Source organism: Pararhizobium sp. PWRC1-1 (assembly GCF_049897905.1).
Lineage (GTDB): Bacteria > Pseudomonadota > Alphaproteobacteria > Rhizobiales > Rhizobiaceae > Pararhizobium.
Genome location: NZ_JAFCXE010000020.1, coordinates 50,382 through 69,110 on the forward strand (window position 1 = coordinate 50,382; position 18,729 = coordinate 69,110).

Sequence of the window (18,729 nt, forward strand, 5' to 3'; positions counted from 1 at the left end):
CTATTAAATTGTTGACAGGCGGCTTTCAGTTCTTATTATAGAGATCACTATTTAATTTAGCAACGGAGTGATCCATGTCCCTAAGACTAGCAAACAAAATAGCCCTCATCACTGGAAGTTCGCGCGGTATCGGCCGCGCGGCTGCTCTTGCGTTTGCGAAGGAGGGGGCGGCGCTGATTGGCGTGCACTACACCGCCAACGCGGATGCGGCCAATGCAACCGTACGGGACATTGAGGCGCTTGGCGTCAAGGCCGTCGCGGTGAAGGCCGATCTCAGACAGGGCAAAGACGCGGCCGACAGCCTCTGGGCGCTGTTCAGCGAAGCCGCGCGTACGGAGACGGGATCGTCTGCTCTCGATATTCTGGTGAACAATGCCGGCATCGCGCCCGCACTGCCGTTGAAGCAGACAAGCGAAGCTGCTTTCGACGAAGTGATGACGATTAACTACAAGGCGCCGTTCTTCCTGATCCAGGCAGTGGCGGACGACATTCGTGACAACGGCCGCATCATCAACGTCTCCACTGGGTTTACGCGAATCGCGGCGCCGACCCATCCCGCCTATGCGGCGTCCAAGGGGGCGCTGGAAACATTGACACTGGCGCTGGCACCTGAATTTGCCGCTCGCGGGATTACGGTCAATGCCGTGCTGCCGGGTGTGACGGAGACGGATATGAATGCCGAGTGGCTGGCATCCCCGGATGCGCGCGCCGGCGCCGAAGCCCTCTCGGTCTTCTCACGTGTCGGACAGGCGGAGGACGTCGCCGACGTCATCGCCTTCCTCGCATCGAACGATGCGCGTTGGACAACGGGCCAGATGATTGATGCGACGGGTGGCGCCCGGATCTGATCGATCCCGACACTCCGCTATGTTTGCAGCAATTCAAACCACTGCAGAGGATGAATGGTTGACGAGGAGCCGGTTGAGGTCTGGTTCCCCGTCAGTCCACCAAACAGCATCTCGCCCCCCGAGCGCGATTCTGTCTTCATCAACTCGGCGGAGCGCATGCCCCAAGTTGGCGGAATCACCGCCGCCGCGACATCAACTCATCGACAAGACGCCGACTGCGAATCTGTTTCGCTTGACACTGAATGAAATGCCTATGGTTCAGATCCTTTCAACGCCTCAAACCATTGCAAGCTGCGAACGCTTCGACAGCTATGCGCGCCCATTTTGGCCGTTCCCGCCAATAACCTTGGCTTCAGCAAGCGGACGTTGCTCGGCTAAGTCGAGTGGTAGCCTGAGCGTAGTCTGAGATTTAAAAACCTGCTTTTCAGAGCGTTGCAGTCCGCGTCGGCCCCGATGGTGGAGAGGCATACGACCCTTTCAGGGCGGGCAGCAAGGAGAGCAGTCGTCACACCAGATATTCGGCGCATCGTCCTCGGGATCGATCCTGCCCTGCTCCATCGCCATGTCGATCGGTTTGAAATTTCCGGACCGCCCTTGCGGTTTGGCTGCCCGCGCATGAACCGGCGTATTCGCAGGGGCTGTACCGGCTGCCAGCAAGAGGCTGCCGCGTGCCAACAGGCTTCTGCGTGAGATCGCATTCATGGACTATTCCTTCTCTGCAATGCCGGAGATTTACGCGGTTCCGGCATGCCGCTGGTGCCGTCTGGGCGCTGAGGAAGTCGTTACGGGACGAAGAAAGATGATTCACGCGCATTAAAACCAAAGGTAAGATGACTTAAAATCATCATGAAAAGACGGTCGGCGAAGACCACCTTGCGCCGGAGAGAGGGCATGAGTTTCGACACGCGGCTGGTGACCGGGTCGGCGTTTTCGGGGCGGCGATGGAAGCGGGCAATTTCGTGCGGGCCGCGGATGTCCTCGGCCTCACGCCATCGGGGGTCAGTCGTGCGGTAGCGCGGCTCGAACAACGCGTCGGCGTCAGATTGTTTGACCGCAATCCGCGTGAAGTTACGCTGACCGAATAGGGCGCCCGCTTAGCCTCGCCTGGCTTAAATCAGCGCTAGCAATAGTTCCGTTTACATGGACAGAGGCATGCAGCACGATTGAGCGGCATGCATCAGCTCTGGGCCACGTTTCAGTTCGGACCGTCTGACGCCGGATTACGATGTGGACCGCTGTTCGCCAATCGATGTTCTTCAGACGCTTAGGTGTCACGTATGACCAGAACATGGTTCGGATCCCATCAAGGCATATGTGGTTTGCCAATCCGTGTACTTAAAACCGTGGTAGCCAAAGCCATGGCGAGCTTGCACTTGCCGTACTCCCGAAGAGTTCGCGTGCACCTGTCGGTTGGACAGCCTTTGATGCCGCAACCGCATTCATCCTACCGCTAGGCGCAAGCCCCGTAAGTGCTCCACCAGCGCTCTCAGTTTCGGCGCCATGTCGCGGCGGCTCGGATAGTAAAGAAAGAAGCCGGGAAAGCGTGGGCAGAATTCTTCCAAGATCGGCACCAGTTCACCGCGTGCGATCGTATCCCGAAAACTGTCCGCCATGCCAAAGCTGATCCCGGCTCCTGCCGCCGCGAGCTTGATCATCAGCGCCATATCTGTGGTCGTGATCGTATCCGCCACCGCCACCGAGAACTCCCGGCCATCCTCTTCGAACTCCCAGCGGTACGGTGCGAGGCTCGCCGCCCGACGCCAGCCGATGCAGCGGCGGCTTGCAAGTTCGCTAGGGTGGCGCGGCGTCCCGAACTGTTCGAGATAGCCCGGCGACGCCACGGCGAGTTGCCGCTGCGCACCCGAGACCGGCACGGCGATCATGTCCTGGGCAATGACTTCCCCGAGCCTCACCCCGGCATCATACCCTTCCGCGACGATATCGAACTCCTCGTCGGTAACGGTGACATGCATCGTCACATCCGGGTTTTCCCCCAGAAAGGAGGCCAGCAGCGGCCCGGACAGAAAGCTCTCGGCAATCGACGAAACCGCAAGCGTCAGCCGTCCACGCGGCCGCCCGCGAAGGTTCGCGGCCGCCTCTATGGCGCCCTGCATATCGAGAAGTGCGGGAGCCGCCTCGGCATAGAGCCGCTCGCCGGCCTCCGTCAGCGCCACGCTGCGGGTCGTACGGCTGACCAGCGCAATACCTACCGTCTCTTCGAGCCTGCGGATCGTCTGGCTGACGGCAGAGCGTGTGACGCCCATCCGGTCGGCAGCGGCGCGAAAACTCTTTTCCTCGGCAACGAGAGCGAACACGGCAAGCGCGTTAAAGTCCGGCAGCATTGGTTAGCTATCCTTACCTCGCAATGAAGAAATAGGCGGCTTATCACGACAATGCCCCACGCTTATCTTCCTTACACCCGCAATGAAGCGGACGAAAGAGGAGAAAGTCATGGACAAGGTTGTTCTCATTACGGGCGCCTCCAGCGGCATCGGTGTTGGAATTGCTCACGAACTGGCAAAGGCCGGCGCGACCGTCGTGCTCGGCGCCCGCCGCACCGACCGTTTGGAAGCCGTCGCCGAGGAAATTCGTGCGGCCGGCGGCAAGGTCATGACCCGCAAGGTCGATGTGACGGATCGTAGCGACGTGGCAGCTTTCGTCGAGGCCGCCCGCCGGGAATTCGGCCGTGTCGACGTCATCGTCAACAATGCCGGCGTCATGCCGCTGTCGCTGATGGCTTCGTTGAAGGTCGATGAATGGGACAGGATGGTCGACGTCAACATCAAGGGCGTGCTCTACGGCGTCGCCGCCGTCCTGCAGGAAATGACCGAGCGCGGTTCGGGCCAGATAATCAACATCGCCTCTATCGGCGCACTGACGGTGTCACCGACGGCTGCTGTCTACTGCGCCACCAAATATGCGGTCCGTGCCATTTCCGATGGCCTTCGCCAGGAAAACGACAAGCTGCGTGTTACCTGCATCCATCCGGGCGTCGTGGAAAGCGAACTGGCCAGCACGATCACTGATCCGAGCGCGATCGAAGGCATGAAGACATACCGCGCCATAGCCATCACGCCCGATGCCATCGGCCGCGCCGTCCGCTTTGCCATCGAGCAGCCCGAGGATGTCGACGTCAACGAGATAGTCATCCGTCCAACCAGGGCAGCGATCTGACCAGTCACTCCGGAGCCAGCCAGTCAAACAGGAGGTTATCATGTTTCAGCAAATCAGGACCCATGTCGCGGCGGCCGGTGCTGCCTCGCTTCTCGGCCTCTTTCCCGACGCCGCTCTCGCCCAGACCACGGACGAAAGGCGGGAGCGCGGGGCCGCGGTGATCCACAGCCTGAACAACGGCATGACGCAGCCAACGCTTGAAGGCATGCGGCGGGAATTCCCGTTCCTGGCCGAGGCGACCGAAGCCTATGCACTGGGCGACGTCTGGTCGCGCCCGGGTCTCGACAACCGGACACGCCAGCTCGCAGCGGTAGCTGCCTTCGCCGCCATCGGCGAGACGGCTTTCATGAGGGTTCATGCCGGCTATGCGCTCAATATCGGCGTGCCGGAGGAAGAGCTTAAGGAGGTCATCTACATAGTGACCGTACCGGCGGGCTTCCCCAAGGCAATCGCCGCCTCCCAGGTACTGTCGCAGCTCTTTGAAGAGCGACGTCAAGCCCGCGGCGGCGGACCCGCCGAACAAAGCCCCGCGACGGCGACAGGGGAGGAGGCTCGGCCATGAGTAATCCAATCCTGATCATCGCCACCGCCGCGTCTCTCGGCGCGGTGGCTCATATCGCCAAGGCAGAGGACACAATGCCAATCCAATCCAGCACCCAGGCCCAGCCGCAGAACCATGTCTATCTTGGCATGTGGGTCACCAGCGACGGCCACATCCGGCAGGAACTCCTGCCAACGGGCCGCTACGACGAGGCCCGCGGGGATCGTCAAAATGCCTACCAAGGCCACTACGTTGTAGCCGGCAATCACATCGACTACTGGGACGACACGGGCTTCACTGCCGACGGCACGTTTGTCGACAAAGACACGCTGCAGCACGGCGGTATGATCTTTTACAGGGAAAAGCCTTAGCTCTGCCAACTTCGTCTCAGCGGCGGTGAGCTGCCCTTGACCAACAAGGGAGGGCTTCCTGGATGAGAGTGGCGTCGGTACTTGCGCGATGCCACTCCTCAACGCCCGAAAAGTGATCTCCACCAAAACTTCCACTGAGCGCACATCCATTGAAACACCGGGATGCTCGCGGCCAAATGCGTCACTCCACCTTTGCTTGCGGGCGCTGAGAGCGCGGGAAGGCTGGTACGTTGGTCGTCTCATTGACCTATCACGCCGCCATGCCCTCTCGTTGTCAATCCTAATCGGAAGGCGGTCAGACATCTGGCGGCCCGAATACGTCATGCTGCCAAGCCTAAGTTAAGCCTGGACGAAACAAATTCATGCGGATGGGCAATCCGGTGTCAGGGTCGTCGATTCTGATCTCTCCAAGACCTGTCAACCTTGATTCCGGCGGAAGGGGCACTCTTTGTCCAAACTTTACAACAGATGACACGACATGTCCTGATCCAGCACTATGCGCTCAGATGACGAAGTCGAAGCGTCCGAACCGACCGTCGCCGGTTTCGTTTACGGTAAGAAGCAGGGACTCGTGGAAAATCCGATCATCGGCATTTCCCGGCTCGTTGGAAAGAAGAGTTGGGTGGTCAGGACACTTCCGCGGGAGCGTTGTACCTTGAAGTGGAAATGACGTGTGCGACCAGGATACAGCGCCGGCACGACGGTGTTGAACCACCAACGTCCCTGCGCGTTGGTAAACTGATGTCCGCGCAAGCGAAAGCTTTCACGGTCGTATTCGCCGTTTTCATCAGCGTGCCAAATCTCCACAAGGCTCCCAGGTAGCGGCTGACAGCGATTGTCGAAGACAAACCCTGCAACGGTTATCCGTTCGCCACTAGGCGAACCCGGATACAGACTGTGACTGAGCGGTGCTTTCGGCTTGAAGAAGGGGCCGGCTTCCCGTTCAAGGGTTAATCCGTCCTCGTCATCGCAAGCGCGGGTAAGGGGCAGATCTGGTGCCGCCTGCGCGAACGCCCGCAAATTGCCGACGTCAATGAAAGGCAGCGAAAGAAAAGCTGTAAGAAGAGAGCGTCGGGTCGCGGACAAGGTATTTTCCCGTTTTGAAAGTTTGTTTGTACACGAGGTGATGGCAGACTGAGATTGCTGTTGGCCTATTGCAGCCGCCTGGAAGCGTTGGCCTGCGCCTCTCTGATGAGACCAGAGTACATCGTCTCCTTGCCGGGATACCACGGCATGGTCGCGATGGTGGCAAAACCAGGGATCGTTTCCATATGCGCGACCATTCGTTTGCGCATGCTTTCGTCCGGAAGTGGGCCGGTCATCGCCTGGACATTGTCGCTCATATGATCCGGATTTGACGTGCCGCACAGCACGCTTGAGACCGCAGGATGCGCCATGACCCACTTGAGGAAAAACTGAGCCCAGCTTGTCGCCCCGAATTCCTGTGCGAAATCCGGTAGAGTGTGTCCTTCGACCACCTTGATCAGCCGTGCCTTTTCGAGGGGGAGATTGATCAGAACACCGACGCCCTTGTCGGCCGCGGCAGGCAGCAGGCGTCGCTCGGCGTCGCGATTGAAGATCGAGTAGTTGGTCTGGATGAAATCGACATCGCCCCGTTCGACGATGGCCGTCAGTGGATCATGCGCTGCCGACTCGTGATGGGTCACGCCGACATGGCGTATCAGGCCATCCTGCTTCCATGCCTTCATCAGAGGGATTACGACGGGCGCATTGGTGATGCTGTGGCACTGCATGAGATTGATCGTGTGCCGCCAGGTGCGCAGCCGCGACTGCCGTAAGCTTTCCACGGCGTGGCTTTCGTCGCCGAGATATTCTCCCGTGGCCCAGACCTTGTTGGCGAGGAACATCTCGTCCGATCCCGGAAACTCGCCCATGAACTGGCCGACGCTGACTTCAGCCGAGCCGTAGAGCGGCGATGTGTCGACGACGCGGCCGCCTGCGGCGACATATCTCTCGAAGACCTGACGGAGATTGTCGCGGCGATCACCCGGCTTCAGATCGAAGGTCAGAAATGTCCCGAGGCCCAGGGCGGTGACCCTTTCACCGGTGCGCGGCAAGGTGCGGGTCAGCACATCCGGGTTCGATCCTGAGGCGGGGGAAGCTGCATTCGTATCCTGTGCCGTGGCGGGGGCGTGGGCAGCCAGGGCCAGCCCGGTTGCCGCCGCTCCAACTGTTCCGAGAAAGCCGCGCCGGTTGATCTTCGACTGGTCCATGAGAGATCTCCTGTTCGTTTACTGTTGGTTTCAGAACTGCCAGTTGGCAGGGACCCAGGCGTAGCCGCCATCGGTCTTGAGCATCCGGCCGAGGCCCGGAAACGGAAAATGGAAGCCCAGCACCGGAATGCGATCGGCGGCCGCCCGGTCGAAGATGCGACGGCGAGAGGAAAGTGCCGTCTCCTTGTCGCGGTCAGGGCCTGGAAGCCAGGGATTGTCGACGTTGACGAGCGGGTGGTAGGCGAGGTCGGCGGTCAACAGCAACTGGTCGGTTCCGGAGTGAACGAGGAAGGTCGCCATTCCCGGCGTGTGGCCGGATGCAACAATTGTTATCAGCCCCGGTACGATTTCGGCGCCGGCCTCATATAACTCGACATCGTTCATGACCGGTTCGAGGCTGCTCTTGATGGCTGCAGCGAAGCGCAAACGGAATTCCTCCGGGACCGGCATGTAGGACAGATCCGGATCTGTGTGGACGAAGAAATCCCAGTCCGCCTTCGGCAAGAAGACAGTGGCACGGGGGAAAGCCTTGCTGCCGTCAGCGGTCCGGAGATTACCGACATGGTCGGGATGGGTGTGTGAGATGACGATCGTATCGATGTCCGCCGCACCAAGCCCAATTGCTGCCAGGTTTTCGAAAATCCGGCCGCCATTCGGACCCATCGTGGCGCCGGCGCCAGCTTCGATGAGAATCCGTCGGCCGCCGGTTTCGATCAGAAGGGTATTCAGGTTGAGCGTCATATGATCACTGGGTAGGAATGCACGTTGCAGTACGGCCTGAAGCTCTGCTTCAGGCGCATCACTTGCATAGACCCGGGGCGGGCCACCGATGACACCATCGCTCAGGACCGTTGCATTGATTTCGCCGACCCGAAAACGATAGTGGCCGGCATTGCCGCTCATAAATGTTGCTGCCTGCGCATGTGCGACACCGCGACTGCCTGCAACAAACATGCTCGATGCGCCAACGACAGCGGAGAGCATGACAGCGCGCCTCTTGAGAGTGAACGCGTTCATTGGAGTTCCCTTCCTTCATAATGGCTCGTGCCCGGTCCGCCACGTGCCGGACGGCATCTAAGAAGGACCGGCACCAAGGACGCCGATCAGCGCGTTAGAGTTGACGACATATTGAGCATGACACGGGGTCGTCGCGCTGATAAGGCACATAAATTCGATCAGCTTGATTAGGTAAACTTCGCAATGAGCCAGCTCCGTCTCGATAGCTTTGATGTTTTCGCGACCATCGTGCGCTGTGGTGGTTTTCGCGCTGCGGCGCTTGAGCGTGGCGTTTCGTCGTCCGCCTTAAGTCAAACGATCAATGCCCTGGAACAGTCACTGGGCATTCGCCTCCTCAATCGAACAACGAGGAGCGTATCCCCGACGGAGGCAGGGCAGCGCCTTCTGGATCGCCTCGCTCCGGCTTTGGGCGATATCCGGCTTGCGATCACGGAGGTCGATGAGCTGAGGGACAGTCCATCCGGAACGTTGCGGATCAACGCGCCGGCCCCCGCGGTCGATCACCTCCTGTGTCCCCTCCTGTTTGACTTCATGCAGACCTACCCTGCGGTCAAAGTCGAAGTCGTGAGTGACGCCGCGGTGATCGACATCGTGGAACACGGTTTCGATGCCGGCGTCCGTTTTGGCAAGCAGTTGGCGCAAGACATGATTGCAGTTCCATTGGGTCTGCCGCTCCGATATGCGATCGTCGCCTCACCGGACTATATCGAGAGACATGGGCGACCGGTCACGCCACAGGATCTCATTCAACACGACTGCATACGGCGCAGGTTTCCGGGGGGCACGCTGGTGTCTTGGAAATTCGGCAACGGAAACGATGAGATGAACATCAGCCCCGAAGGGCGTCTTACACTCAGTACAGCTCATAACGAGCTTCAGGCGGCACTGGCTGGCAGGGGGGTCGCGCATGTTTTGGAAGACTATGCGAAGCCTCATATCAGCGCTGGAAGACTGATAGAGGTTCTTCCCGATTGGAGTCCGACATTGCCTAGCTGGTTTTTATATTATCCCAGTCGCCGCCTTCCAGGCGCCGCCATGCGAACGTTCCTGGATTGTGTAAAGACCTATAATTGGCGCGCCAACGCGGACGCAATATACCTGGCTGGAGCTCCGCATTTGAAGACCTGAGTTCCGGTAATCGTTAGCCCCAGGACAATATCTGGACCTACGGAGCATGTATCAGATACCGGATTGCTCGCAAGTTGGGCATCGACGTTGGGCTTGATATCGGGCGGGGGCCAGAAGATACGGATTTCTACATCCAGTTCGGCCATGCCTGGGCGCGGACCATGGATTGAACCGGAGTCCGCATTCTTCAAGTAGCTCCTCGATCATCGGCGCTCGGAAATCTGCGGTCATCCCTCGACACAAACGCTCACGGTGTGAAGATCTTTCTGACATTTGAAAGAATCTCGGGCTCGCAATTTGACGATCAGATAAAGCTTACCGATCCTGCACATAATGAGCTTTCCGGTAATGCTGGCAACGACATCCTATTGCTGGCCGCGGGTGCCAATACCCTCGATGGTGGCACTGGCAATGACAGGCCTAAGGGTGGAGCGGGCGCCGAAAAATTCGTCTCCACCGAGGGGACAGATACCCTCGAAGGTGGAACCGGCAGCCGTTGGCGGTGAATGAAGTCTCATCGATCCATCGTGCTGCCCCCCAGAAAGTCATATCATAAAGGTTCAAAAGTGATCGTGAAATTCGTTTTGGGCGGTTGTAATTTCTGCCTGCTCCGGTCCGTAAAGCGGGCCTATGTCCCCGTGCTGCCAAACTGTGCCGGAAAGACGGGGTGACGTACGCGATGCCCGCGCCGATGACGGCAAGTCCTACGCCTTCGAGACTGGAATCCGTTCAGCGGCTTCCAGGGATGGTTCGCGAAGCCGCACGCGTCGCCGGCCGGTACCGCAGCAGTCCCCAAAACCGTTCCAGATCCGCAGAGACAGGTATCATTGCTGCGATGCTGCAGCTTCCAGATCAAGGGCAGCTTGATCGCCAAAGGCAACCAAGTCGCAAAAATGGCCGCCAGTTTAGCCGATATTCCCGGCACAACGAGGCGCCGGCCGGATTTGAATCCGCGCCATGTGCATTGGGCGACGTACTCTGAATCAAACTTAGGCAGAATTTTAAAGAGCGCGACACGATTGGCGCCGGACTTCTGGAGGAATTCCGTCGACACCGGTCCGGGCGCCGCACAGGTAACAGTCACACCGGTACGGCGCAGCTCCTGGTGCAGCGCTTCCGAAAAGGAAAGCACGAAGCTTTTGCTGGCGTAGTACAGCGCCATGTTGGGTCCCGGCACGAACCCCGCTATCGAGCCGAGATTAGTCACCCCACCGCGCCTCCGCGCCACCATGCCGGGCAGGAACCGTAGCGTAAGCGCAGTGAGTGCCCGAATATTGAGATTGATGATCCCGAGCTGATCGTCGACGGGAAGTCAGCAAATCTCCGACGAGACGTCGCGGTGCCGAAAGCTTGAGGGGGCGTCCTCGCATATGCCACCTCTAATAGAGATAAGGGACGAGCCGCTTGGTCCTCGCCATGTAGTCGCGGTACTGGGGGCCGAAAATTTCCAGCATCATGCGCTCTTCCTTGTCCACCCGTAAAAAAAACAGGATTGAGAAGCCGAGGAGACCTGCCAGACCCCCGACCCAATTTGACAGTAAAAAGGCCTGCCCCAGTCCCATTAACATAAAAGACGTATACATGGGGTGTCGGATGAACGCATACGGCCCGCCAGTGACCATCTTGTGCTTGTCGCGAATCTCAAGGGTAATTGACCAGTTTCGACCGAGCGCTTTGTGGGTTCGACGAAATACCCATACTGCGATAGCGAATATTATCCCTCCAACAACCACCGCCCACAGAGGGGCCGGATGGTCCGCGACCTCCGGGGTGCCGGTGGCAACGTAACACCCTGGTATTACCGCAAGTCCGAGGAGGGCCGACACGAGACCGAAAATTTCGACACGGGAACGCTGACTGCTGACAACCTGCACGCGTTTGGCGCGGCGCTCGAAGGGATAACGAATCACATACCACGCGACGATACCCAGCACCCACACGATCTTGCCGAGAGCAGCTACCGATATGCTCACTTAATCACCGGCCTTTCAGCGACCGCGCGATCGACCCGCAGACCGCGCCAAAGCGCATTCAACCACCATTAATCTGTCGAAGCTTTGTAATGAATTGCTGCGGCCTCATCCAGATAACGGGAGTCCTATAGCCCATGGAGCGTGCGATGTCCGCCACAAATGCGTTGCAATTGTAAATCGACGCCTGCCAGACACGGGATTTGGCTTGGAGTTGCCGGATATATGCCACGGTTTTCCTGTATTCCGCTTCTCTCAGCAAAACACGCCAGCTTGCCGACCGGTATGCCTCTTCCAAATCACCGTCGCTTGCTCCAGTTTCAGCCGGCACCGGAACCAAATGACCAAGAATGTAGGGGGTTGTGCTCGTTCCCGCAGGAGCAAGGCCCGCGACTTCGGGGTTGACCATCGCTCCGGCCTTGTCCAAACGTCCGAAGATTACGTAGGAGTGCCCGTAGCTTAGGGCGTAGCGCGAGCGAAATTCGATAAAATAGCGGCCGTCGGTGTTTGCTTTAAAAGCAGCCTTTGGTGCGCCAAATTCGCGTGCGTCCGAAACGAACCGGGGCTGGGGCTTGGAGTCGCAGGATGTCACGGCAATTGCAAGCACGACCATCAATGACAAATGACGTAGCACACGTGTCATCACCACGCTCCATTTCTTGAGCTTATACGAGAACAGAGCTGAAGCGAGCCTTTATCCGACCATTCGGGGACATTGCAGCTTCAAGCTGGCCCAGCGGTGATTGGACGACGTGGGGAGGCGCTCTCCGCCTCTCCACGAATCCCAAGCATACGTCACTTATAGACGGGCGCTTGTTCAGTTTCGACGGCCGGCGGCGGCGCCTTGCCCTTACCTTTACCAATCATTCCGCAGGCGCTCAAACTGGCAACGGAAACCAAGGCGACTAATACGATCAGAGTTCTGCTCATCAAGAAGTCCTTTCCTCAAACGTGGAGATAGGTTATCGAAGGCAACGTTACAGTAATACGAACGATCTACCTAATCGCCTAGTGCAAAAAAACCACACTTGGCATAACTACTGGGAAAACTCTGTCAAAGGACCAACACATCTGTCCCCACGGGTGTGCGCTTGTAGAGGTCAACAATGTCCTCATTCGTTAACCGGATACATCCGCTCGACACTGCCTGGCCTATAGTCCATGGCTCGTTTGTTCCATGAAGTCGGAACATGGAATCGTACCCGTCACGGTAGAGGTAAAGCGCAGCTGCGCCAAGCGGGTTGTGAGGTCCGCCGGAGACGCCGCCGGCATATTGCCGCAAGTGGGGCTTGCGCTGCATCATGTTGGCGGTAGGTGTCCAGGAGGGCCACTCTTCTTTACGACCAACGGACGCTGTACCTTTCAGCGTGCGCCCCTCCTCGCCCACGGCAACGCCGTATCGCATCGCCCAGCCGGCATCCTCAATGGAATAGAGGTACCGTTGGGATGTGTCGACAACGATTGTCCCGACGGGTTCGTTTCCGCTATAGCGTACATGTCGACGTCGGTAACGAGACGCTGGCTTTGCAGCGAATGGGGAATAGATGGCCCCGCCCCATGGCTGTGCCGTCCAACTGCATCCAGATGCCGTTATAGCCAGACAGGCGAGCACAAGCGCTCGACGGGTTATGCGGTCATTGTCCATATCCACCTGCTAGCGATTGAAGAGCTCCATTCGTATTAACAGTCCAGAGCCTCCCGGCCAAGATACGGGTTTTGCTGAAGATGACGGGCCGGACCGAGACCATGGGAGCTGTCACAGTTGTGCTTTGGCCTCCCGGGCGCGCAGCCTCCAGGGCCCCGCCGAGGAAAATCTTTGCAGTTATCGTCTGTCTCTGCTCGATTAGGTAGCAATGCCAACAAGGATTGAAAACCGATGGATCCTTGCCCTGGGATTGAACCCGGCGCCATACTATCTTCCCTTGCCACCACGCAAATAATATGACACGTCGTGTCAACTTAACGTGACGGGTGAGAACGGTGCGTTGAAACTGCCAACCTTGATAATCATCGGCAGCTTCGAAGGGCGGGCGATCTAGCAATGAGCTTCTGGCATTCGATGTCCTGGAAGACTGAAGGAATTCAGGTCGCAGCTCCGGTTCAGTGGCGGCAGTTGGATGGACTGGTCAGCGTCCTATGGGAGGCGGAAAGCCAGGCGGGCGCCAGCGGCTATTATCTAGCGGATGATCCGCGGATCATGTTCTTCTTCAGTGATGTGTCTTCGAATGTCCGGATTTCCAATAGGAATGACGACTTCGCCTGGAATTCGCGATCGATGGCGCGCGCGGTTTACGTGCCCGCCGGGGTTCCGATGTGGACCAGCAGCAATAGTGCGCATCGCTTCAGCCATCTCAATCTTCATCTGCACAAGGACCGGGCGCTCCGTTATCTGACGCCATCAGTCGGCAGTTCGGCAGCGCAGACGGCGATACGCCGTCCGGTGGAACTGCAGGATGTTTCGGCGATCGAAGCGCTGGCGAAGCTGCTCGCCGACGAAATCAGAAACCCGTCGAAACATGCCGTCTATGCCGAGAGCCTCGCCGGGAGCATTGTAGCCGGCCTGTTGGATATTCCCGCAGAGACCGATGAAAAAGCCGCAGGAAGGCTCACACAGGCGCAGATGAACAAGTTGCAATCCCACATCGAGAGGCGTGGCGACTATCGCATGACCGTCGCCGATATGGCTGCAACGGTTGACCTCTCGGAAAGCTGGTTCGCCAGCGTGTTCAAGCAGACGACGGGCAAATCGCCGCTGCAATGGCAACTTTCCAAGCGGATCGATCAGGCAAAGCAGTTGCTCGGAGAAGGCGATCTCCCGGTTGCCACCATCGCCGCGCAACTCGGTTTTTCCGACCAAGCGCACCTGACACGGGTGTTCCGGCAGATTTCCGGCGAAACACCGGCCGCCTGGCGCAAGCTGCACCAGGGCTGAAATTTCCCGCCTGACACTTTTGGCGGGAGGGCGAGAGGTCTCACCAGGTCTGGCGAAGCGTGGCCAGCACTGAGCGGCCGGGATTATAGTACACTGCGCCGGTGTCCTGGCTTGCCACATGCTTTTCGTCGAACGCATTGTTGACATTCAGCTGAAATGTCGTGTTTTCCTGGATCTTGTAGGTGAAAGCCACATCGAAAACGACCGCGCTTTGCGAAGATGTGGTGTTACTGATATTGGTGAAATAGGAGTCCATATAGCGGGCCCCGACCCCGAATGTCATATCGCCGCGGGCGCCCTGGCCCTCCAATGTATAGGTGCCCCAGATCGACGCTAGATGCTTGGGCACGCGCATGAGCCGATTGCCGTCATTGTCGCCGCCGGGCTCATCGATTTTGGAGTCGATATAGCTATAGGCTGCGATCACATTGATGTTGTTCATCACTTCCGCCTTGGCTTCGAGTTCGAAACCGCGATGCCTGACCTTGTCGACCGTTTGCGGCAGGTACGTCACCTGATCAAAGACGGTGATATTGCCCTTGGTCAGGTCGTAGACGGAAGCGGTGATCAGCGCCGGGAAGCCCTCGGGCCGGTATTTGATCCCGGCTTCGTACTGTTTTCCGGTCGTCGGCTCGCTCCCTGAGGCAGGCGGTGAGGCGGACTCGGCGTAGCTGATATAGGGCACCAGTTCCTCGGTCAGCTTGTAGCTCACACCGAACCGCTTCGTGAATTCGCTGTGGTTACCCGAGACCGTAGACCCTGCGATGAGATTTGTCTCGCTGAGATCGAGCCAGTCGTTACGCAGCCCAACGCTCACGGTGAGCTTATCGAAGAAGGTCAAATCCTGCTGCAGATACAGCGCATTGGTCTGCTGGTCGTTGTTCGTGCTGGCATAAGGCACCAGCGAACCAGGCCCACCGGAATAGATCGGGTTTTCCCAGTCGATCGGCGGTGCCGATGTATAGAAGTTGTCGCTATCGGACTCGTATTTATTGTACTCGGCCCCGAAAAGCGTGCGGCTCTCCACGTTGTCGAAATTCGTTTCGTAAACCAGATGCGTGTCAATGATGAACTGCTCGGTTGATTTATCATTGCCGAAGAAATAGCGGTCCGCCACGGTCGACCCGTCGGTCGGCGTGCTGCCGATATACGCACTGCCGAACCCGTCATTCAAATTGCTGTAGCGGGCATTGGAATGGAAACTGAGGCCAGTGCCGAAATCGTGGTCGAACAGGACGCTGTACGTGTTGCGGTTCGTCTCGCTAAAATAATAATCCGGTTCGCCAAAGAACTTGTCCCGGTCGAAATCCGTACCAAGCGGATGGCCACCGCTGCCGGGAACCCCGTCCTTGTCGAGATGATCAAAGACGAATGTCAGGCTTGTCGCGTCGGTGGGGCGCCAGGTTAGGCCGCCCATGATGAAGTTCTCGTCATCCTGCGAATAATCGTACTGGGCGTCCGACCGCTGGAACTTGCCGGTCAAACGATACGACAAGGTGTTGTCCTCGGTGAAATTGTCACCAAAATCGAAGCCCAGTTCCTTATGTGCGAACGAGCCGCCGGTGCCATAGACTTCGCCGAAGCGCTCTTTCTTCGGTGTTTTCGTGACATAATTCACCGATCCGCCCGGCTCGGCCGCGCCGAAGCCTGCGGAACTGGCGCCCTTCAAAACCTCGATACGTTCGAAAGCATAGGGTTCTTCCCGCACGCCTGCGAAAGTCCGGCCAATCGCCAAGCCGTCGCGATAGGTATATGGCGTGAAGCCGCGAATATCGAAATAGTCATAGCGGTCGTCCGAACCGTAGAAATCGGTGGTCACGCCAGCCGTATACTGTACGACCTGCTCGACAGTATCGGCAGCGCGCTCCTGGATTTCCTTGGAGGTGATGACGGATACCGAGGCGGGTGCCGTCAAGATATCTGTCGGCATCTTACCGGCGCCGGTCGTTTCCGTGGCGACGATCGAGCGGGCGTCGTCATCCGTATTCAAGACGCCAGAGGCGGAACTGCGTTGGACTGTGAGCGTATCGAGCGCCGTGGCGCCTCCATCGGCTTCCTGGGCAATCGAATAGCCCGGACCCAGCGCAACGAGTGCCGTGCATGCGAAAAGCAGCGCTGTGCGGTGGCGGATCAGAGCCTGCCGTGATCGAGCGCTTGTTTTATCGATGTCCATTTTTCACAATCCAAACTGACGTAACTGCTGATGACCGGCGGCGCCGATACGGTTGCAGGTGTCGATCGGCATCGCGTCCGGCGCAAGCGACTCACATCGCCCACGTGCCCGGCCAGATAGCATCATACCCGCTGCTCCTATTAACTGGAGCCGCGTTGTCCAGTATTGTACAATTCCCCGGTTTTGTAGGATCCCACGGAAATCTATGCGCAGTTTCCACATCAACGCTGCTTTGCCGTTGACGCCGCCCATCTAAGCTGAGAGTTCAGGTCAACTTATATAGAGTTGAATGGAGTATGGCGATGAAGCTGTTTCGTTTCTGCGTGCAGGCCATGATAGCCTTTGCCTGGATAGTCACGCAGGGTTCCGCGCTGGCTGCAGAAAGCATGTTGTATCCGATCAGCATCAGGCATGCCTTCGGCGCGACGATTATTCAGAAGAAGCCGGAGCGGGTCGCTACTGTCGCCTGGGCGAACCACGAGGTTCCGCTCGCGCTCGGCATCATTCCCGTCGGCATGGCTCGCGCCAATTTTGGCGATGACGACGGTGACGGCATCCTGCCATGGGTGGCGGAGCGTCTGGACGAACTCAAGGGCGAGAAGCCCGTGCTGTTCGATGAGGGTGATGGCATCGATTTCGAGGCTGTGGCAGCGACCCGTCCGGACGTGATCCTAGCCGCCTATTCCGGCCTCAGCCAGGCTGATTACGATACGCTGAGCCAGATCGCCCCGGTAATCGCCTATCCACAGGCACCATGGTCGACCGACTGGCGCGCAATGATCCGGTTCAACAGCGCCGGCGTGGGTATGCGTGCAGAGGGCGATGCGCTGATCGCCGGTATCGAAGCCGACATCAAGAGCACGCTTGACGGACATCCCGAACTCAAGGGGAAGTCGGCCATGTTCATCACACACCTGAGCGCATCCGACCTCAGCATCATCAATTTCTACACCACCAACGACACGCGGGTGAAGTTCTTCGCCGATCTGGGCCTCGCGTCACCGAAGAGCGTCCTTGCCGCATCGCAGCCTGGAAAGTTCGCGGGCTCGGTCAGCGCCGAGCAGATCGATGCTTTCGACGACGTCGACATTCTTGTGACCTACGGCGACCAGACGCTGTTTGATTCCTTGAGAACCAATCCCTTGACCACCCACATGCCGGCCGTCGCGCATCAATCCCTGGTGATGCTCGGCAACAATCCGGTCGGAAATGCGGCCAACCCGACGCCGCTTTCGATCAGATGGGTGCTGGAGGATTACGTGGCGCTGCTGAGCGAGGCGGCCAAGAAATCGCAATGACCGCAGGTACCTTCAATGCATCGGACCGCCGCTGGGTGTCCGCCGCCCGGTCAAACCGGGTGAGAAGCCTCTGGCTTGCCGGACTTGTCGCGATATTGGCGCTTTTGCTCGCGCTCTCGGTCACGATTGGCACGCGCAACGTTGCATGGAGCGATATCTCTGCGGCGCTTGGCGGCATGCTGGACAATATCGGGCAAGCAGCGATAGCGCTGCGCATTCCACGAACCGTGCTGGCCTTGCTCGCGGGTGCTTCGCTCGGGCTTGCCGGTGCGATCATGCAGGGCGTGACCCGCAATCCGCTTGCCGATCCGGGCATTCTCGGCGTCAATATGGGTGCCTCGCTCGCGGTCGTCATCGGGGTCGCCTGGTTCGGGATGTCCTCGGCCCATGCCTATATCTGGACAGCTATCGCAGGCGCTGGGTGCACGGCTGTCTTCGTCTATTCGATAGGGTCGCTCGGAAGAGGCGGCGCAACGCCGCTCAAGCTTGCACTGGCAGGTGCCGCGACCTCGATCGCGTTTGCGTCTCTCGCCATCGCCGTTGTGCTGCCGCGGGGCGACATCGCTGGAGGTATCCAGTCCTGGCAGATCGGCGGCGTCGGCGGCGCGACATACGGGCGCATTGTTCCCGTGCTGCCGTTTCTTGCCGCCGGGTTCGCGATCAGTCTCTTGTCTGCACGAAAACTGAATTCCCTCGCTCTGGGCGACGAACTGGCAGCAGGTCTCGGTGAGCGGGTCGCCGTAGCGCGTGGGGTCGCTTCGCTCGGAGCCATCCTTCTGTGCGGCGCAACGACTGCCGTGTGCGGACCGATTGGCTTTCTGGGGCTGGTGGTGCCGCATCTTTGCCGGACGCTGATCGGCGTCGATCATCGCTGGTTGCTACCGTTTTCCGCGCTGGGCGGTGCGGGCCTGTTGCTCGGCGCCGACATTCTCGGCCGGATCGTCGCCCGGCCCGGCGAGATCGATGTCGGGATCGTCACGGCGCTGATCGGGGCTCCGTTCTTCATCTGGATCGTCCGGCGCCAGCGGGTGAGGGAGTTGTGA

General features: G+C 58.8%; 19 protein-coding genes and 2 pseudogenes. 10 read left to right on the forward strand and 11 right to left on the reverse strand.

Annotated features, from left to right (window positions below; genetic code table 11):
• Positions 1-74: 74 nt before the first annotated feature.
• Complete coding sequence (locus tag ACP7E0_RS25505) at positions 75-848, forward strand: SDR family oxidoreductase (protein ID WP_426128985.1); 774 nt, start codon at positions 75-77, stop codon at positions 846-848.
• Positions 849-1,325: 477 nt separating this feature from the next.
• Here the strand turns inward: ACP7E0_RS25505 and ACP7E0_RS25510 are convergent, their stop codons facing one another.
• Positions 1,326-1,550: a hypothetical protein gene (locus tag ACP7E0_RS25510; protein ID WP_426128987.1), complete on the reverse strand. Its 225-nt coding sequence runs from the start codon at positions 1,548-1,550 to the stop codon at positions 1,326-1,328.
• A 239-nt stretch (positions 1,551-1,789) separates the two neighbouring features.
• Here ACP7E0_RS25510 and ACP7E0_RS25515 point away from each other — a divergent pair, with 239 nt between their 5' ends.
• Positions 1,790-1,933 carry a helix-turn-helix domain-containing protein gene (locus ACP7E0_RS25515; RefSeq protein ID WP_426128989.1) on the forward strand — a complete coding sequence of 48 codons (144 nt, stop codon included), beginning with the start codon at positions 1,790-1,792 and terminating at the stop codon, positions 1,931-1,933.
• Positions 1,934-2,287: 354 nt separating this feature from the next.
• Here the strand turns inward: ACP7E0_RS25515 and ACP7E0_RS25520 are convergent, their stop codons facing one another.
• Positions 2,288-3,190: a LysR family transcriptional regulator gene (locus tag ACP7E0_RS25520; protein WP_426128991.1), complete on the reverse strand. Its 903-nt coding sequence runs from the start codon at positions 3,188-3,190 to the stop codon at positions 2,288-2,290.
• A 109-nt stretch (positions 3,191-3,299) separates the two neighbouring features.
• On the opposite strand from ACP7E0_RS25520, the gene ACP7E0_RS25525 reads away from it, so the two are divergent.
• From ACP7E0_RS25525 to ACP7E0_RS25535, 3 genes are read left to right on the forward strand one after another with little or no spacing between them, the layout of a single operon-like run.
• On the forward strand, positions 3,300-4,022 hold the full coding sequence (locus tag ACP7E0_RS25525) for an SDR family oxidoreductase (protein WP_426128993.1): 723 nt from the start codon (positions 3,300-3,302) through the stop codon (positions 4,020-4,022).
• Between the two features lie 40 nt (positions 4,023-4,062).
• Positions 4,063-4,584 carry a carboxymuconolactone decarboxylase family protein gene (locus tag ACP7E0_RS25530; RefSeq protein ID WP_426128995.1) on the forward strand — a complete coding sequence of 174 codons (522 nt, stop codon included), beginning with the start codon at positions 4,063-4,065 and terminating at the stop codon, positions 4,582-4,584.
• Positions 4,581-4,934: an Atu4866 domain-containing protein gene (locus ACP7E0_RS25535; RefSeq protein WP_426128997.1), complete on the forward strand. Its 354-nt coding sequence runs from the start codon at positions 4,581-4,583 to the stop codon at positions 4,932-4,934. Before ACP7E0_RS25530 ends, ACP7E0_RS25535 begins: the two co-directional genes overlap by 4 nt.
• Positions 4,935-5,436: 502 nt before the next feature.
• On the opposite strand, the pseudogene ACP7E0_RS25540 reads toward ACP7E0_RS25535, so the two are convergent.
• The 3 genes and pseudogenes from ACP7E0_RS25540 to ACP7E0_RS25550 all read right to left on the reverse strand — a co-directional run bounded on the left by ACP7E0_RS25540 (position 5,437) and on the right by ACP7E0_RS25550 (position 8,185).
• Positions 5,437-6,020, reverse strand: a pseudogene (locus ACP7E0_RS25540) (intradiol ring-cleavage dioxygenase).
• A gap of 65 nt (positions 6,021-6,085) precedes the next feature.
• The gene (locus tag ACP7E0_RS25545) at positions 6,086-7,168 is read right to left on the reverse strand and encodes an aldo/keto reductase (protein ID WP_426128999.1); all 1,083 of its coding nucleotides are present in this window, start codon (positions 7,166-7,168) and stop codon (positions 6,086-6,088) included.
• A gap of 30 nt (positions 7,169-7,198) precedes the next feature.
• Positions 7,199-8,185 carry an MBL fold metallo-hydrolase gene (locus ACP7E0_RS25550; RefSeq protein ID WP_426129001.1) on the reverse strand — a complete coding sequence of 329 codons (987 nt, stop codon included), beginning with the start codon at positions 8,183-8,185 and terminating at the stop codon, positions 7,199-7,201.
• Positions 8,186-8,368: 183 nt separating this feature from the next.
• Here ACP7E0_RS25550 and ACP7E0_RS25555 point away from each other — a divergent pair, with 183 nt between their 5' ends.
• Together ACP7E0_RS25555 and ACP7E0_RS25560 are read left to right on the forward strand one after the other, a co-directional pair.
• Positions 8,369-9,313: a LysR family transcriptional regulator gene (locus ACP7E0_RS25555; protein ID WP_426129003.1), complete on the forward strand. Its 945-nt coding sequence runs from the start codon at positions 8,369-8,371 to the stop codon at positions 9,311-9,313.
• 254 nt (positions 9,314-9,567) lie between these two features.
• Positions 9,568-9,819 carry a hypothetical protein gene (locus ACP7E0_RS25560; protein WP_426129005.1) on the forward strand — a complete coding sequence of 84 codons (252 nt, stop codon included), beginning with the start codon at positions 9,568-9,570 and terminating at the stop codon, positions 9,817-9,819.
• A gap of 198 nt (positions 9,820-10,017) precedes the next feature.
• On the opposite strand, the pseudogene ACP7E0_RS25565 reads toward ACP7E0_RS25560, so the two are convergent.
• From ACP7E0_RS25565 to ACP7E0_RS25585, 5 genes and pseudogenes are all read right to left on the reverse strand, one after another.
• Positions 10,018-10,625: pseudogene (locus ACP7E0_RS25565) on the reverse strand (SDR family NAD(P)-dependent oxidoreductase); the annotation flags it as partial.
• Between the two features lie 67 nt (positions 10,626-10,692).
• Entirely contained in the window at positions 10,693-11,280 is a 588-nt protein-coding gene (locus tag ACP7E0_RS25570) for a protein-S-isoprenylcysteine O-methyltransferase (RefSeq protein ID WP_426129117.1), read from the reverse strand.
• Between the two features lie 64 nt (positions 11,281-11,344).
• Entirely contained in the window at positions 11,345-11,926 is a 582-nt protein-coding gene (locus ACP7E0_RS25575; protein WP_426129007.1) for a hypothetical protein, read from the reverse strand.
• 152 nt (positions 11,927-12,078) lie between these two features.
• Positions 12,079-12,213, reverse strand: a complete 135-nt coding sequence (locus ACP7E0_RS25580) for an ABC transporter (protein ID WP_426129008.1) — start codon at positions 12,211-12,213, stop codon at positions 12,079-12,081.
• 124 nt (positions 12,214-12,337) lie between these two features.
• Complete coding sequence (locus ACP7E0_RS25585) at positions 12,338-12,928, reverse strand: L,D-transpeptidase (protein WP_426129010.1); 591 nt, start codon at positions 12,926-12,928, stop codon at positions 12,338-12,340.
• 396 nt (positions 12,929-13,324) lie between these two features.
• Here ACP7E0_RS25585 and ACP7E0_RS25590 point away from each other — a divergent pair, with 396 nt between their 5' ends.
• Positions 13,325-14,215, forward strand: coding sequence for a helix-turn-helix domain-containing protein (locus tag ACP7E0_RS25590; RefSeq protein ID WP_426129012.1), 891 nt, complete (start codon positions 13,325-13,327; stop codon positions 14,213-14,215).
• A gap of 40 nt (positions 14,216-14,255) precedes the next feature.
• Here ACP7E0_RS25590 and ACP7E0_RS25595 read toward each other — a convergent pair whose 3' ends face one another.
• The gene (locus ACP7E0_RS25595) at positions 14,256-16,388 is read right to left on the reverse strand and encodes a TonB-dependent siderophore receptor (RefSeq protein WP_426129014.1); all 2,133 of its coding nucleotides are present in this window, start codon (positions 16,386-16,388) and stop codon (positions 14,256-14,258) included.
• Positions 16,389-16,690: 302 nt separating this feature from the next.
• Between ACP7E0_RS25595 and ACP7E0_RS25600 the strand changes: the two genes are divergently transcribed.
• Positions 16,691-17,686: an iron-siderophore ABC transporter substrate-binding protein gene (locus ACP7E0_RS25600; protein WP_426129016.1), complete on the forward strand. Its 996-nt coding sequence runs from the start codon at positions 16,691-16,693 to the stop codon at positions 17,684-17,686.
• A complete protein-coding gene (locus ACP7E0_RS25605) occupies positions 17,683-18,729 on the forward strand; it encodes a FecCD family ABC transporter permease (RefSeq protein WP_426129018.1) in 1,047 nt (348 codons plus the stop codon). The genes ACP7E0_RS25600 and ACP7E0_RS25605 overlap by 4 nt, the downstream gene beginning before the upstream one ends.